The sequence below is a fragment of the Polynucleobacter necessarius genome (assembly GCF_900095185.1).
In the GTDB taxonomy this organism is placed as follows: Bacteria; Pseudomonadota; Gammaproteobacteria; order Burkholderiales; family Burkholderiaceae; genus Polynucleobacter.
The window spans coordinates 1,131,078-1,147,498 of record NZ_LT606948.1 but is presented as its reverse complement, the minus strand read 5'-3'; the positions used below and the strand labels follow the sequence as shown (position 1 = coordinate 1,147,498).

The window sequence follows — 16,421 nt, the reverse complement described above, 5'->3', positions numbered from 1 at the left end:
AAGTTCATTGCTTACTTGTCAATCGCATCCAGGACTTTTCGTACCGGAGAAAAACTACGTCTATGTTGGTCACAAGCGCCAAATTGTTTGAGCGCTGCAAAATGAGCCTCTGTTGGATAGCCCATATGCTGAGCAAAACCATATTCGGGATAACGTTTATGTAATAACATCATCTGGCGATTACGAGTGACCTTCGCCACAATCGATGCTGCGGATATTGCTGGCTCCTTAGCATCTCCTTTTACAATTACTTCCGTTGCTATGGGTAACTCTGGACAGCGATTACCATCAATCAGAGCTTTTTCAGGCCATCCACCCAAACGGATAACCAGATCTTCAATCGCCCTTCGCATTGCGAGCATCGTGGCTTGCAAAATATTGATCTCATCAATCTCGGCTGGACTGGATTCACCCACGCCCCAAGCTTTAGCTTTTTTCATAATCTGTTCATACAGAAATTCGCGACGAGTGGCCGTTAATTTCTTAGAATCTTTAAGACCTTCAATTGGATTATCGGGATCTAGGACTACAGCACCAGCCACTACTGCGCCCACAAGAGGTCCACGCCCTGCTTCATCGACTCCGCAAACCCAAATTAAACTCATACACTGCTTCGCTTATTACGATTGTTAGCGATAGTCTGAGCCACAGCCTGTGCAACCAATAAACCTGTGGGACGATGCAAAGTTTCATGCATCTGCGCAAAACGCTCTTTCAATTCGGCAACTTGCAGGGGATGCTCTAACCAATTTTGCACAGCATGCGCTAATTTTTCTGGTGTCGCATCGTCTTGCAAGAGCTCAGGCACAACAAACTCACCGCATAAGATATTGGGTAAGCCAACATAAGGTAAATAACCTTGTCGCCTCATGATCTGCGCAGTCAACCAAGGTACCTTATAAGAAATCACCATTGGCTTCTTCCATAGAGCTGCTTGCAATGTGGCTGTGCCACTCGCAATCAATACAACATCAGATGCTTCAAGCACTTCATCGGCCATACCATCCAAAAGTTCAATCTGAATATCGGGATTCATCTTCTTGGCGCTCATTAAAAGCTGCTCAAGGGGCCCATGCAGTCGAGGTGTAGCTACCGGAATCAAAAAATGGAGTTTCTGATCTTTGAGTCTATTAACCAATAATTGCAGGGTTTCAAAAAAAACCGGGGCAATCAACTCAATTTCAGAACCACGACTACCTGGTAGAACAGCAATCGTAAGCCCATCTAAGGCGTCGCTTCTAACATTCAAAGCATTGATTATTTTTTCTTTTGCGGCAAGAGGATTGGGCTCAAGCGGAATCTCGCTAGCAAGATAATGCCCCACATAAGTAGAGGCTACTCCAGCTTTGTTATAGATTTCGGTTTCAAAAGGAAAAATACAAAGCATCCGCTCTACAGCTTGAGCAATTTTTTTAATACGTCCTGCGCGCCAAGCCCAGATAGAAGGAGAAACTAAATGCAAAGTCGGAACGCCGGCTTGACGTAACTGCAACTCAACACCTAAATTAAAATCCGGGGCGTCAATACCTAAATAAACGTCTGGGCGATCCTCATTAAGCAGTTTTTGTAAGAGCTCCTTACGGAGTTTTAAGATAGCAGGAAGCTGTTTAATTGCTTCGACATAACCTCGAACACTGAGAGTTTCCATTGGCCAGTCAGAGCGCATACCCTCTGCCTGCATACGTGGGCCGCCGATGCCATAAACATCTAGACCTGCCATATCTGGAATTTGCTTTAGCGCACTTAGTGCTGGCGCCGCCAGAAGATCGCCAGAAGGTTCACCAGCTACACAAGCTAACTTTGGCAAAGTGAAATCCGTTACCGAATAATGCCGCGCGTAGATACGGCAATAAAGTCATGGAATTGAGCAAGCTTTTCGGCAGTAGCAGCATCAGCCGCTGCTGCAGAAACCATCTTCTGAATTTCAACTTTAGCCTCCTCAAAACTGAGGCTATCTTTATAGAGCACCTTATAGGCTTGACGTAAAGCGGCAATCGTCTCAACTGAAAAGCCACGACGCCTCAAGCCCTCAACATTAATACCGTGAGGCGATGCCTTACCTCCGGCAGCTATTACAAATGGCGGAATATCTTGCCCCAAAGCAGATGCCCCACCCAACATGGCATGCTGACCGATACGAACAAATTGATGAACGCCAGACATACCACCCATAATCGCCCAGTCCTCAACTTGAACATGTCCAGCAATTTGAGCATTGCTTGAGAAAATTGTATTGTTTCCGACCTGACAATCATGGGCAATATGCACATAGGCCATGATCCAGTTGTCATTACCGATGCGAGTGATACCCACATCCTGCGAGGTGCCAGTATGTATTGTGGTGAATTCACGAATCGTATTGCGATCACCAATCATCAGTTGCGTAGGCTCACCCCGATATTTCATATCTTGTGGTGGACCGCCAATTGCTGCAAAGTGAGCTAGATTATTTTCTTTACCAATGGTGGTGTAACCCTCAATCACAGCATGAGAACCCACTTTTGTTCCAGAACCAATCTTGACGTGAGGACCAATAACGGAAAAGGGGCCTACTTCAACATCACCAGCAAGTTCTGCCTTGCTATCGACTACAGCAGATGCATGAATCCGTATCATTACGCGTCTTGCATACGTACTGCACAAGTAATATTGGCTTCAGCAGCAATCTCACCATCAACGGTAGCCTGAACTGCAAACTTATAAATACCAGCACGACCACGCTCTAACTTAGCGGTCATGATTAATTGATCGCCAGGGAGAACTGGCTTCTTGAAGCGCGCACCATCAATACCAGCAAAGTAATAAATTGCATCTTCAGGACGCTCTTCCGAGAAGGTCAGTATAGCAGCGATCTGAGCTAAGGCTTCAATTATCAATACTCCCGGCATTACTGGGAAATCTGGGAAATGCCCCTGAAAAAATGGTTCGTTCATAGTGACATTTTTTAACGCCGTAATGGTCTCCCGCGGAGTAATCTCTAAAACACGATCGACCAAAAGAAATGGGTAACGATGCGGAAGTAGTTTAAGAATCTTATGAATATCGATAGCAATTGGTGTGCTCATAAATGACCCGCAGAAAAATAAATACTCATTTTATGTATAAAAAGTCTCAAGACTCTGTAGTTTTGTTTTTATCCAATAAGCGCAAGCGCTGCCTTATTTTATCCAGCCCTCGCAAAATTGCGGCGTTTTTTTCCCAAGCAGCGTGAGGCATGGATGGATAGACACCCGTAAAGCGTTGCCCAGGCTCAGTAACAGATCGACCAATAGAGGTAGTTCCTGAAACAGTTGTTCTATCAGCAATATTAAGATGTCCCGCAAAGTTGGCAGCGCCACCAATGATGCAGAAATTACCAATCTTTGTACTACCCGATATCGCCGCACAGCCTGCAATTACGCAGCAATTGCCCACCACTACATTATGCGCAATCTGGACTTGATTATCAATTTTGGTTCCAGAACCTATTACGGTATCACTCATTGCGCCACGATCGATCGTGGTCGAGGCCCCTATCTCTACATCATTACCAATGACGACACGGCCTGTTTGAGGAATCTTGACCCACTCATCACCAGTAGCAGAAAAATCAGGAGCGAAACCGAAACCATCAGCACCAATGACAGCGCCACTATGAATGATGCATCGTTCTCCAATTTGAGTATGGTGATAGATGGTAACGGATGGATAAATTAAGGTATCGCTAGCAATCACACTACCTTGAGCAATACTTGTATTTCCCAAAATAGATACTCTTTCACCCAGCTTAACGTCTGCCCCAACTTGCACAAAAGGGCCAATATGGCATGAAGATGGAATATAAGCAGTGGAATCGATTACCGCACTTGGATGAATTTTGGGGGGGTAGATTGGATTAGTCGCTGTAGCGAAGTGTTGCGCTATTCTGGCAAAAGTAGCGTATGGATTTTTAGAAACAAAATACACTCTTTTTGCAGAATTTAAACTGGGATTCGCTTGCAAAAATTCCAAGTCTGCCTGGCTGACAATCAAAGCCCCAGCACTACTATCTCTGGCCTGTTGACGGTAGAGTGGATTTGACAAAAAGGAAATTTGATTTGACTGCGCCCGCTCCAGTGGAGCTAGACCAGTAAATCCGTGTGAGGCCTCCCCCACCAAGCTTGTTTGAAACTGTTCGGCCAGCTCGATGGCGGTCGGCATAAAGCTCACTTCAGGCTATTTAAAGCCTTGATCACATCGTCGGTTACATCAGCTTTAGGGCTGACATAAGCAGCTTCTTGAACGATGATGTCAATTTTTCGCTGCTCAGCAATCTGCTTTAAGACTGCATTCGCTTTTTCAGCAATCTTTGCTCGCTCCTCGAAAGTACGCTGATTCAGATCTTCTGTGAACTCGCGTTGCTTACGTTGCAATTCGCGATCTTGATCAGCCAACTCACGCTGACGACGAATACGCTCTGCTTCACTCATCACCGCTGCATCACGATCTAACTTTTCCGCAGCAGACTTGATCTTTTGAGCGCTATCACGCACATCATTTTGACGCTTCGTAAACTCATTCTGCAAGCGTGTTTGCATTGCTTTCGCCAAGTTAGACTCATTAAATACTTTTTCTGAATTCACAACTGCTACCCGTGTGCCGGCGTCTTGAGAAAACGCTTGGGGTGACAATATTGCCGCACTTGCAGCACATAAAACAATTCGAATCCATTTTATAGATTTGCGAAGATTCATAAAACTTTCCTTAAACAATTAAAACGCTGTACCCACCTGGAACTGTAAACGCTGAATATGATCCGTTGGCTGTGACTTGTACGGAATAGCATAGCTGAATTTCAGTGGTCCTAGCGGTGATATCCATGATAAACCCAAACCATATGAGTATTTCAAAACCAGATTGATGTTGTCCCCAAAGGCATTACCGCTATCTACGAAGGTAAATAAGCGCAAGGTTTTATCGACACCAGAGCCTGAAACAGGGAAGGTATATTCCAAGTTACTCACAATCTTAGATTGACCGCCAGTTGGCTGGTATTGCCCAATAACCATATTGAAGTACTTTGGCCCCAGTGATCCAGGCGCATAACCACGAACCGAACCTATACCACCCACAAAATAGCCCTTGGTGATAGGAAAGGGATTATTACCATATGCCTCACCATAACCAACCTCACCATTAAAGGACAAAATATGTCCTTTTGAGAACGAGTGGTATTTTTGGTACTGTCCAAAAAGACGATAAAAAGTCATGTTACCAACCGGCGTACCAACTTCAGCGGTCAATTGCTCCAAGGAACCGCTAGATGGAATTAGCACGCTATCCCGGCCATCGCGTGACCAACCTATCGTGATTGGAACGTTATAAGTAGTTAATATTCCTGGGTAACCGGGAGGAGCAATGCCATAACTTTGAGCGTAATTTAAATAGAGAATCGGCGTATTAGAGGTTGTTTGAATTTGGTAAGACTCAACCCCAGCGCCGAAAAAGACTCTGTCTTCCTCTGTGTAAGGAACTCCGAATTTTAGGTTTGAGCCAACCGACTTAATTTGATAGTTTTGATCGCCAACATAGTAAAGCGGTTTCGATGATCGATAAAAGAAGTCTGTGTATCGGCTAATACCATCCTCAGTAAAGTAAGGATCGTAGTTAGAAAGCGCCAAATTTTGATTGACCTTACCTATAGAGAAATTTAAGCCGACTGAGGTACCTGTACCAAAAGTGTTATCTTGATTGATACCGGCAGATAAGATTAATTTTTCAGTTGAAGAGAAGCCGGCTCCAAGTGTCATGGAGCCTGTTGGCTTTTCGGTAACCTTCACATTGACATCAACCTGATCAGGGGATCCAGGTACATCCTCGGTAGTAATATCAGTCTCAGTAAAGTACCCCAATCGACCTAAACGCTTCTTAGACAAGTCAATCTTCTCGCTGTCAAACCAGGAGCTTTCAAACCGTCTTATTTCTCGACGAATCACAATATCGCGAGTTTTCGCATTTCCAGTAATGGCAACCTGTCTAACATAAATTCGCCGACCGGGGTCAATAACAAGCGTGAGGTCAACCTCCGAAAGGTCGCGGCGAATATCTGGCTGAGGATTAATAGTTGCAAATGCATATCCATACGAGCCCAAAAGTTCAGCGATAGATTTGGTACTCTCCGTTAACAGTCCAGTAGAGAAAGTGTCTCCAGGCTTCAAGACAATCAACTGCATTAGCTCAACTTCTTTCCCAAGAGTATCGCCTGCTAAGCGGACATCCTTAACGGTAAATTTATTACCTTCACGAACACTGATTGTTAAATAGATACCTTTTTTATCGGGTGTGATGGAAACCTGGGTGGATTCAATCGCAAACTCGAGGTAACCACGATTGAGGTAATAGGATCGGATGGATTCCAAGTCGGCAGTCAGCTTTTGTTTGGAATAAAGATCATCCCTGCTGTACCAAGACAACCAGCCGCCAGTCTTCAGCTGCATCTCACCTTTAAGAGTACTCTCGCTGAATACTTCATTACCGATAAAGTTGATTTCTTGAAGTTTGGCAACAGGGCCCTCGTCAATATTGAAGTAAATCGCCACTTGATTTCGCTCAACTGGAGTTACAGTAGCAACCACCTCAGCAGCATACAAACCCTTGCCGGCATATTGACGCTTCAACTCTTGCTCGGCCTTATCAATCAAAGCCTTGTCATAGAAACGTGCTTCTGCTACTTCTACTGTCTTTAGCGATTTGCGCACTACATCCGGCGGAAATTCTTTCATGCCAGTAAATTCAAGTCTAGAAATAGTTGGACGCTCCTCAACAATCACAATCAATAGATTGCCTTGCGCTTGAATTTGAACGTCTCTAAAAAAGCCAGTGCTGTAGAGAGCTTTAATCGCTTCTGCACTCTTTTCGTCTGTAAATGTTTCACCAACCTGCACAGGTAGGTAACTAAATACGGTGCCCGGCTCTACTCGCTGCAAACCTTCAACGCGAATATCTTTCACTACAAAAGAGTCAGCCGCAGTGGCATGCAAACTCAATCCAAACACACAAAACATCAAGAATTGGGAGATGAGACGGGCAAAAATACGGAAAGCATGTGTCAAAGAATTCAAGGCGAAATATAGCGTTGCAAATCGTTAAACAAGGCCAGTAACCACATAGAAATCAGCAAAATAAAGCCCACTTTTTGGAACTGTTCTTGCATTGATGTCGAAATCCGCTTACCAGCGACCAACTCCCATGCATCATACAGTAGCCGACCCCCATCAAACATCGGAAAAGGCAGCAAATTGAGCAAACCAATACTAATACTCATAAGTGCCACAAAGGCCAAAAATGGCTGCCAGCCAACTTGGGCCGACTTACCTGCCATGTCCGCGATGCTCAGTGGCCCCCCCAGCTGCTTGAGTGAGGTGCTGCCATTTAGCAATCCAGCCATTAACCTCGCTGCAACCTTAGTGATTAGCCATACCCTTTGAGAGGCATAAATAATCGCATCAACAGGCCCTAATTTGAGCTCCTGCCACCCCTCCATAGGGGTGCGGGCAGGAAGCAAACCCAGTTGCAACATTGGGTCACTTTCAGGGTTAATTTTGGGCAAATCTTTGGCATCAAAGGCTTTTATATAGCGCCCACCAACAGGTGTCTGAAGTTCCAGGGCAAATCCATCCTCAGCCGTCAGCGCATCCATCAAATTCCAGCGTAAGGCATTCCAGTTGAAAACAGGGTCAAAATCTCCTGAAAGAGCCACATTTTCGGTCTGAGACCCCAAAGCCCGCCATCCAATCACACGATCCCCCACTGCTACCCCTAGTTTTGCGGCGGTAGAGCTCTCCGGGGGAGCCTGCAGTACAGCAGGCAGTTGCGGGGCGCCCGATAGATAGATAAAGGCGAGGATCAATATGGCTAAGAAGAAGTTTGCGAAAGGGCCAGCGGCCACAATCAAAGAGCGCTGCCAAAGCGGTTTCAAATCAAAAGCCTGAGACTCTTCTGCGGGGATAATAGTTTGTTGAGGGTCTCGTCCATCAAGCAACTTAACGTATCCACCCAAAGGGATGGATGCCAAAACCCATTCTGTCTTATTTTGAGCGTGGTAAGTAAATAAAGGTTTTCCAAAGCCGACGGCAATACGAAGCACTCTCACTCCACAACAACGTGCAGCCAAAAAATGTCCAAACTCATGAAAACTCACCATCACTCCCAGAGTGATTAAAAAAGAAGCCAGAGTTATCAATGCTTGCAAAGAAGATCCTTTACTTTCTCCCGTGCTGCTTGACGGGCTCGCATATCGAATTCCAAAATTAATTCGAGTGAGTCTGCATTAACAGATGCAATGGCATGTAGGACACTCTCAACCACAATAGGGATTTGCAAATACGGCAAGCCTTCCTCCAAGAATGCAGCCACTGCAATTTCATTGGCAGCATTTAAAATTGTAGGCGCAGTACCGCCTGTCTTCGCAGCAGCAAATGCTAAAGCTAGACAAGGAAAGTGTTCTAGCTCGGGTTCAGCAAAGCTTAAGGCTGCTAACTGCGTCAAACTTAATGGCGGGACACCCGCCGCAATGCGTTCAGGCCAAGCCAATCCACAAGCTATGGGGGTGCGCATATCTGGCTGACCTAGTTGCGCCAACACTGAACCATCGCGGTAACGTACCATAGAATGTATCACGCTTTGTGGATGAATCAATACCTTCATTTTTTTCAATGGCAAACCGAATAGCCAAAATGCCTCAATCACCTCCAAGCCTTTGTTCATCATCGTCGCCGAATCAACAGAAATCTTTCTACCCATTATCCAATTCGGGTGAGCACATGCTTGCTCAGGAGTAATGTTTGATAACTGATTGAGTGGTGTATTTCTGAATGGCCCACCCGAAGCAGTTAACCAAAGCTCCTCCACCCCTAAACTGGGGTTAGGATCATTAGAAAATTGACTAGGCAAGCATTGGAAAATAGCATTGTGTTCACTATCGATTGGAATTAATTCACCACCGCCCAACTTCATTGCCTGCATAAATAAATCACCCGACATTACCAAGGCCTCTTTATTTGCCAGTAACACCCTTTTGCCTGCTTTTGCAGCCGCTAAAGCAGGCACTAATCCTGCAGCCCCAACAAGCGCTGCCATGACCGTGTCGCAATCCGAATCAGTAATGGCCGTCACTAAAGCCTTAGGACCATGCAATACCTGAGTATTGATATTTTTCTCATGCAAAATTTTGCTTAAGCGACTTGCGCCTTCAGCGTCGGAAACAACAGCAATCACAGGCTTAAATTCAAGGCACTGCTCAGCAAGCAAATCTACCTGCTTAGCTGCTGTTAGCGCAACCACCTTAAAACGCTCTGGATGTGCTCGAATAACATCAAGGGTATTGACACCGATGGATCCGGTAGACCCTAAGATTGCGACTTGCTTTACCGACATCACACAAATCCCGCTAAAAGAGCAGCAATTGGCATAGTGGGAATCAAGGCATCTACGCGATCCAATACCCCCCCATGTCCTGGTAACAAATGACTTGAATCTTTTACGCCTGCCAAACGCTTGAGTTGAGACTCAAATAAATCTCCAAAAATACTGAAGGCTGCTAATACCGTGACCATTAAAAGGGTAGGTATCCACCCAAAACGGATAGTCCAAGCACCAAATAAAGTCGATTCAAAAGATAAATAGTAAATGCATAGGAATGCATACACATAACAAAATAACAACCCGCCGATAGCACCTTCTACTGATTTTCCTGGGCTAATTTGTACTGCAAGCTTATGTTTACCAAAAGCCTTGCCAACAAAATAAGCACCAATATCTGCCACCCAAACTAACGAAATAGTAGTGAGCAGAAAAATCAAACCTAGTTCACGCAAAAATACCAGAGAAAACCAAGTGGCCGGTAGCAAGATGAGTCCCAGCACAACATAAAAAGGACGCAACTTTTGTAATGAAAGATTCATTCCCCTAACCAAAAGAAATGGTACCATAAAAAACCAAAATAAAACCGCGATGAGCAGCAATGCAAATTGCCATGCAGGATTTTGCATGCCAAGCAAAAATGAAATAACAACCAAACAAAATAAAGCGTAAATCCATGCTGCACGGGGAGCCTCAGGTGTCAATAAACGCCCCCATTCCCAAGCTGCAGCGAGTAGCGCTATTAAAAAGAATCCGCCAATATAAATTGGAGGAAGCAAACAAAGGATTGGCAACAGTACCGCCAGCAAAATAAGGGCGGTAATGACTCGGGTTTTCAACATGGGGTAAGGAATTCAGCGATTAGAGACGTCAAACTGCATCGCTCATAACTTGTGAGTAGCAAGTTGAGCACTGGTACGACCAAATCGGCGCTCACGCTGACTAAACCACTCAAAGGCTTTGTGCAATTCTTGCTCGTCAAAATCCGGCCACAATATATCAGTGAAATATAACTCGGTATAGGCTAATTGCCATAACAAAAAATTACTTACGCGCTGCTCACCACCAGTACGAATAAATAAATCAGGCTCTGGAGCATAGGCCATCGATAGATGGGGCTGGAGGAGTTCCTCGCTTACCTGCTCTGGCTTTAGGTTGGGATTTTTAGCAAGACATTGACGCATTGCCTGCAAAATATCCCAGCGACCTCCGTAGTTTGCGGCGATGGTTAGCGTCAGACCTTTGCAATTGGCAGTCAAGTCCTCAGAAAACTCGACCATCTCTTGAATGGCTAGATCAAATCGACTTAAATCACCAATCAGGCGCAAAGCAATGTCGCTTTCTGCAAGACGAGAAACTTCACCCTTTAAGGACTTAAGAAATAATTTCATCAAAAAACCCACCTCTTCTGGTGGGCGACGCCAATTCTCAGAACTAAATGCAAATACAGTCAGATATTCAACGCCGAATTTGCGACACTCTTGAACAATGTTACGGACAGCCCCCAAACCCTCAGAATGACCAGCGACCCGCGGCATCATGCGTTTACTTGCCCAACGACCGTTGCCATCCATAATGATGGCAACGTGGCGAGGTATAGCACTGACCTCCGGAATAACTAGGGTTGAGCTGGAATGTTGACTCATTAGAAATTCAATTCAATCAGGCTTTTTAAACCGTCATGATCTCTTTTTCCTTTTCAGCGATGATTTTGTCGATATCAACTACCGCTTTGTCAGTCATCTTCTGAATATCATCTGTTGCGCGACGCTCATCATCATCAGAGATTTCTTTATCTTTGGTCAAACGCTTGAGGTGTTCATTTGCGTCACGACGCAAATTACGTACAGCAATCTTGGCGTCTTCACCCTCACTCTTCACAACTTTGGTAAGTTCACGACGACGTTCTTCAGTTAAGGCAGGCATCGGAACACGAATCACGGCACCCTGTGATGCAGGATTTAAACCTAGATCAGAATCGCGAATCGCTTTTTCAACTACAGCAACCATTGTCTTGTCGAATGGCTGAACATTAATCGTGCGTACATCAGCCAAGCCTAAACTTGCTACTTGACTCAATGATGTTGAATGACCGTAGTAGTCAACATGAATGTGCTCCAAAATTCCCGGGTTAGCACGGCCAGAGCGAATCTTAGCTAAATTACTCTTTAGTGCCTCAAGAGACTTTTGCATCTTTTGATCGGTATTTGTTTTAATTTCTGCTGCAGACATCAGGCCTCCTATTAGACATGCACCAAAGTACCTTCAGACTCACCTTGCACTACACGCATTAACGCGCCTGGCTTGAGTATTGAAAATACTTTGATAGGTAATTTGCGATCACGGCACAATGCAAACGCAGTTGCATCCATGACCTGTAGATTTTTGATTAATGCTTCATCAAAAGTAATCGTTTTGCACAGCGTAGCGGTAGGATCTTTTACTGGATCGGCGCTGTAAATACCATCAACTTTAGTGGCCTTGAGCATTACCTCAACACCCATCTCAGCGCCACGTAAGGCAGCTGCAGTATCGGTAGTGAAGAATGGATTGCCCGTACCAGCTGCAAAAATGACTACCTTCCCTTCACTCATTGCCCGTATCGCACGGGGGCGAATGTAAGGCTCAACTACCTGATCCATACGAAGGGCAGATTGGACGCGCGCTTCAACACCTTTTTGACGTAGCGCATCTTGCAACGCCAAAGAATTCATCATAGTAGCCAACATACCCATGTAATCGGCGGTTGCACGATCCATGCCGGCAGCTCCGCCAGCAACACCACGGAAAATATTTCCGCCACCAATCACAATCGCCAGCTCAACCCCACGATTCACTACTTCAGCAATTTCCTTAACCATGGAATCAATAGTGACTGGATTAATGCCAAAAGCATCGTCACCCATAAGGGCTTCACCAGATAGTTTTAGGAGGACTCGTTTGTAGACTGGCATGTTTTCTATTTTCCGTAATTTGCTAAGCAATTAAATTACTTAGCTTATTGATCTGTAAGCACTTTTTAATTTCTCAGTGGAATTATAAAGGGCTTGGGGGGAGCAAACAAAAGGGCATAGCAACCTTAGTTGCTATGCCCTTTTGTTGTGGGATATTGCTCACAGGTCGGGGCAAGTCCCTGACGGCTAATTAAGCAGTTGCTTTAGAAGCAGCAGCTACTTGTGCCGCAACTTCAGCAGCAAAGTCATCTTGGCGCTTCTCAATGCCTTCGCCTACGACAAACATGGTGAAACCCTTGATTGTTGTATTCGCAGCTTTTAGCATTTGCTCAACAGTTTGCTTGTCGTTTTTAACGAAAGTTTGATTCAATAAAGACACCTCTTTGAGGTACTTCTGAATAGAACCTTCAACCATCTTTTCAACGATTTCTGGTGGTTTACCAGATTCAGCAGCTTTTTGAACAGCAACGCTACGCTCAACAGCAATTGCTTCTGCAGGAACCTCTGCCATAGACAAAGCCACTGGCTTCATTGCAGCAATATGCATCGCTACGTCTTTAGCAGCAATTTCATCGCCCTCGAACTCAACGACTACACCAATACGTGTACCGTGAAGATAAGAAATCAATTTACTGCTTCCAGCAAAACGCTTGAAGCGACGTGGCATGATGTTCTCACCAATCTTACCGATTAAAGCGCTACGCACTTCATCAACAGTTTGACCATTCAATGGCAATCCCAACAATGCAGCAACGTCAGCTGGGTCCTTTTCTGCTACCAACTTCACGCACTCGTTTGCAAAAGCCAAGAAGTCATCGTTCTTAGAAACGAAATCGGTTTCGCAGTTCACTTCTAACAATGCCCCATTGGGGCCGTTGATAGAGACTGCCACGCTACCTTCAGCAGTTACACGAGAAGCTGCTTTACCAGCTTTGCTACCAAGCTTTACACGCAGAATTTCTTCTGCGCGAGCCATATCACCATCAGCCTCAGTCAAAGCCTTTTTGCACTCCATCATCGGAGCATCACTTTTGGCGCGCAACTCGCCAACCATTGCAGCAGTAATAGCAGCCATTATTCAGCTTTCCCTTCTTCAACAAACTCTTCTTCACCTTCTTGAACTGCGGTCAAGATTTCTTGAATAGAGTTCGCTTTGCCTTCGAGGATTGCATCAGCAATACCGCGTGCGTAGAGGGCTACTGCCTTGCTTGAGTCATCGTTTCCAGGAATGATGTAATCAACACCTTCTGGTGAGTGGTTAGTATCCACAACAGCAATTACTGGAATACCAAGTTTGTTCGCTTCAGTAATAGCAATCTTGTGATAGCCAACGTCCACAACAAAAATCGCATCAGGAACGCCGTTCAAATCCTTAATGCCACCAAGTGCTTTTTGCAATTTGTCGAGATCACGGTCATTCGTCACAGCCTCTTTCTTAGAGAGCTTTTCCCAGTTGCCAGCTTCTTTAGCAACTTCCATATCCTTCAAACGCTTGAGTGAACCCTTAACAGTTTTAAAGTTGGTGAGTGTGCCACCCAACCAACGCCTATCAATATAAGGCATGCCAGCACGAGTAGCTTCTTCAGCAATAATTTCGCGTGATTGGCGCTTAGTACCAACAAATAAAATCGTGCCACGATTAGCAGCAACTTGTTTTGCAAATTTCAGGGTGTCCTGAAACATTGGCAATGTTTTTTCCAGGTTGATGATGTGGATTTTGTTGCGATGCCCGAAAATAAACGGAGCCATCTTTGGGGACCAGAAGCGCGTTTGGTGTCCAAAATGGCAACCGGCTTCCAGCATTTGACGCATGGTTACTGACATAACTTCTCCTAAGGGTTAGTTCTAAAGTTGAGTCCTAGCTGCGCTAAAAAACGCCACCCTGGAAGGCTCAACTCGCGATTTCAAGTCCACAATGAACCTCAAACGCAAATTATAACTTAAATATCAATGCTCTAGCTAGCCCTGCCGACTCACAGATTGAGAGGCAAAAAAACCTCTCACTATTCGTCAAAATATCGATTAGAAGACCTAAAAATGAAATCGAGCGCCTAAATTTTGAGCAACTTGAATATGTCAAATCCCCCCAAGTCGTTGATAATCAAGGCATGAATAGTGTATTTACTGCAGAAAAAGACATCCTTGGGATGCGTGAAGCTGGCCGCTTAGCCAGCGAAGTACTTGATCATGTGGCTCCCCATGTCAAGGCAGGGGTGACTACAGGTGAACTGGATCAAATTTGCCATGAATACATGCGCGATGTGCAGAGGACCATTCCTGCCCCATTGAACTATCAACCTCCTGGCTACCCCCCTTTTCCGGCATCGATCTGCACTTCAATGAATGACGTCATTTGTCATGGCATTCCTGGAGACAAAGTTTTAAAAAATGGTGATGTCGTTAATTTAGATATCACGGTCATTACACCCGATGGTTATTACGGTGATACCAGTCGCATGTTTATGGTGGGTGAAGTCTCAGTCATGGCCAAACGACTGACCCAAGTTACTTTTGAATGTATGTGGCTTGGTATTGCCCAAGTCAAACCAGGAGCCTCTCTAGGGGATATTGGTCACATGATTCAGACTCATGCAGAAAATGCTGGCTATTCTGTAGTTAGAGAGTACTGCGGCCATGGAATTGGAAAAGTATTTCATCAAGATCCGCAGATACTCCACTACGGCAAACCAGGCACCGGCGAGAAGCTCCAAGCCGGTATGGCATTCACTATTGAGCCCATGATTAACGCAGGTAAGCGAGATATTCGTACGATGCCGGATCAGTGGACAGTAAAAACGAAAGACCGCAGCTTGTCAACTCAATGGGAGCACACCTTACTTGTCACATCTTCCGGTGTTGAAGTACTCACTTGGTCCGAGGGTAGCAATCCACCCCCTGACTGCGTCAAGGGCCTTTCTTTTAGACCATCATTAGCAAGCGCAAGCGTTTAATACGATGAGCGAGTCGCAGGCAGTCAGTAGCATTATTGATGCGGCCAGTCTACGTGCTGCTCGAGAAGTTGCTTATGACCAGTTCAGAAAAACCCAATCAGTAGGTAAATTAACCAAGCAGCTTACTAAGCTGAGCGATCAGCTACTTCGCTACTTATGGAATCAATGCGGCTTAGACAATGAAGCAACACTAGTTGCAGTCGGCGGATATGGTAGAGGTGCATTATTCCCATATTCGGACATCGATATACTCATTCTGCTACCCGAAGATGAGCAGACTGCAAAAGCCTTGTCAAAACAAGTTGAGCAATTTATAGCATGCTGTTGGGATACTGGATTAGAAATTGGTTCGTCAGTTAGAAATGTAAATGAATGCATTTCTGAATCTGAGCAAGATATCACTGTACGCACTTCTTTATTAGAGGCACGGTTATTATGCGGCAATAAGCGACTGTTTAAGGACTTTGCAAAAGCATTTGAAGCGGCAATGGATCCCAAGGCCTTCTTTCAAGCAAAGCTAGCAGAGCAGATTCAACGGCATTACAAATATCAAAATACTCCCTGTTCTTTGGAACCCAACTGCAAAGAAAGTCCTGGTGGATTACGTGATTTACAGGTGATCTCTTGGGTCAGTAAAGCAGCTTTACTAGGTGATCTTTTTAAGGATCTTAAAGAGGCAGGTCTTATCACTCAATGTGAGCTGACCGAACTGAACCGTAACCAACGCTTTTTGGAAATTCTGCGGGCAAATTTACATCTTGTAGCCGGACGTAGACAGGATGTTCTCGTATTTGACCTACAGACAGCACTAGCAGCTTCGATGGGTATCAAACAAGGGTCGTCTAGACAGCCTAGTGAGGCGATTATGCGTCGCTATTACTGGTCGGCAAAGGCAGTTACTCAATTAAATGATGTCTTCCTACAAAATATTGAAGCACTTCTCTTTCCTCAGGAGTCAAAAACAACTCATCCGATTCCAGGAAATGGCAACGAGCACTTCTTTGAGCAACAAGGGGTGCTGGATATTGCTGACCCACAGCTCTATCAAAAACATCCAGAGCAGATCCTAAGAACTTTCTTGGTCGTTGCGCAAACATCAAACGTTAAAAGCCTATCTGCCACTATCTTTAGAGCGCGT

At 45.0% G+C, this 16,421-nt stretch carries 16 protein-coding genes and 1 pseudogene; 2 read left to right on the top strand and 15 right to left on the bottom strand.

Annotated features, from left to right (window positions below; translation table 11 throughout):
* Window positions 1-11: 11 nt before the first annotated feature.
* The 15 genes from rnhB to rpsB form a co-directional block, all read right to left on the bottom strand.
* The gene (gene rnhB, locus DXE31_RS06565) at window positions 12-605 is read right to left on the bottom strand and encodes a ribonuclease HII (protein ID WP_114698259.1); all 594 of its coding nucleotides are present in this window, start codon (window positions 603-605) and stop codon (window positions 12-14) included.
* Entirely contained in the window at window positions 602-1,807 is a 1,206-nt protein-coding gene (gene lpxB / locus DXE31_RS06560; RefSeq protein ID WP_114698258.1) for a lipid-A-disaccharide synthase, read from the bottom strand. Before lpxB ends, rnhB begins: the two co-directional genes overlap by 4 nt.
* Window positions 1,808-1,818: 11 nt before the next feature.
* The gene (lpxA, locus tag DXE31_RS06555) at window positions 1,819-2,616 is read right to left on the bottom strand and encodes an acyl-ACP--UDP-N-acetylglucosamine O-acyltransferase (RefSeq protein ID WP_114698257.1); all 798 of its coding nucleotides are present in this window, start codon (window positions 2,614-2,616) and stop codon (window positions 1,819-1,821) included.
* Entirely contained in the window at window positions 2,616-3,065 is a 450-nt protein-coding gene (gene fabZ, locus DXE31_RS06550; protein WP_114698256.1) for a 3-hydroxyacyl-ACP dehydratase FabZ, read from the bottom strand. The genes lpxA and fabZ overlap by 1 nt, the downstream gene beginning before the upstream one ends.
* A 46-nt stretch (window positions 3,066-3,111) precedes the next feature.
* Complete coding sequence (gene lpxD / locus DXE31_RS06545) at window positions 3,112-4,179, bottom strand: UDP-3-O-(3-hydroxymyristoyl)glucosamine N-acyltransferase (protein WP_114698679.1); 1,068 nt, start codon at window positions 4,177-4,179, stop codon at window positions 3,112-3,114.
* A 5-nt stretch (window positions 4,180-4,184) separates the two neighbouring features.
* Entirely contained in the window at window positions 4,185-4,712 is a 528-nt protein-coding gene (locus DXE31_RS06540) for an OmpH/Skp family outer membrane protein (RefSeq protein WP_114698255.1), read from the bottom strand.
* A gap of 18 nt (window positions 4,713-4,730) precedes the next feature.
* Window positions 4,731-7,022, bottom strand: a complete 2,292-nt coding sequence (bamA, locus tag DXE31_RS06535; RefSeq protein ID WP_114698678.1) for an outer membrane protein assembly factor BamA — start codon at window positions 7,020-7,022, stop codon at window positions 4,731-4,733.
* 53 nt (window positions 7,023-7,075) lie between these two features.
* A complete protein-coding gene (locus DXE31_RS06530; protein ID WP_114698254.1) occupies window positions 7,076-8,209 on the bottom strand; it encodes a M50 family metallopeptidase in 1,134 nt (377 codons plus the stop codon).
* Complete coding sequence (ispC, locus tag DXE31_RS06525) at window positions 8,197-9,393, bottom strand: 1-deoxy-D-xylulose-5-phosphate reductoisomerase (RefSeq protein WP_114698253.1); 1,197 nt, start codon at window positions 9,391-9,393, stop codon at window positions 8,197-8,199. The genes DXE31_RS06530 and ispC overlap by 13 nt, the downstream gene beginning before the upstream one ends.
* Complete coding sequence (locus DXE31_RS06520) at window positions 9,393-10,220, bottom strand: phosphatidate cytidylyltransferase (protein WP_114698252.1); 828 nt, start codon at window positions 10,218-10,220, stop codon at window positions 9,393-9,395. The genes ispC and DXE31_RS06520 overlap by 1 nt, the downstream gene beginning before the upstream one ends.
* 42 nt (window positions 10,221-10,262) lie before the next feature.
* Window positions 10,263-11,024, bottom strand: a complete 762-nt coding sequence (uppS, locus tag DXE31_RS06515; protein ID WP_114698251.1) for a polyprenyl diphosphate synthase — start codon at window positions 11,022-11,024, stop codon at window positions 10,263-10,265.
* 25 nt (window positions 11,025-11,049) lie between these two features.
* On the bottom strand, window positions 11,050-11,610 hold the full coding sequence (frr, locus tag DXE31_RS06510; RefSeq protein WP_114698250.1) for a ribosome recycling factor: 561 nt from the start codon (window positions 11,608-11,610) through the stop codon (window positions 11,050-11,052).
* 11 nt (window positions 11,611-11,621) lie between these two features.
* Complete coding sequence (gene pyrH, locus DXE31_RS06505) at window positions 11,622-12,332, bottom strand: UMP kinase (protein WP_114698249.1); 711 nt, start codon at window positions 12,330-12,332, stop codon at window positions 11,622-11,624.
* A 190-nt stretch (window positions 12,333-12,522) separates the two neighbouring features.
* Window positions 12,523-13,407 (bottom strand): translation elongation factor Ts, encoded by an 885-nt coding sequence (gene tsf, locus DXE31_RS06500; protein ID WP_114698248.1) that lies wholly within the window; start codon window positions 13,405-13,407, stop codon window positions 12,523-12,525.
* Entirely contained in the window at window positions 13,407-14,156 is a 750-nt protein-coding gene (rpsB, locus tag DXE31_RS06495) for a 30S ribosomal protein S2 (RefSeq protein ID WP_114698247.1), read from the bottom strand. The genes tsf and rpsB overlap by 1 nt, the downstream gene beginning before the upstream one ends.
* A 284-nt stretch (window positions 14,157-14,440) precedes the next feature.
* Here rpsB and map point away from each other — a divergent pair, with 284 nt between their 5' ends.
* The gene (gene map / locus DXE31_RS06490) at window positions 14,441-15,283 is read left to right on the top strand and encodes a type I methionyl aminopeptidase (RefSeq protein ID WP_114698246.1); all 843 of its coding nucleotides are present in this window, start codon (window positions 14,441-14,443) and stop codon (window positions 15,281-15,283) included.
* Window positions 15,284-15,287: 4 nt separating this feature from the next.
* Window positions 15,288-16,142: pseudogene (locus tag DXE31_RS13105) on the top strand ([protein-PII] uridylyltransferase family protein); the annotation flags it as partial.
* Window positions 16,143-16,421 lie beyond the last annotated feature (279 nt).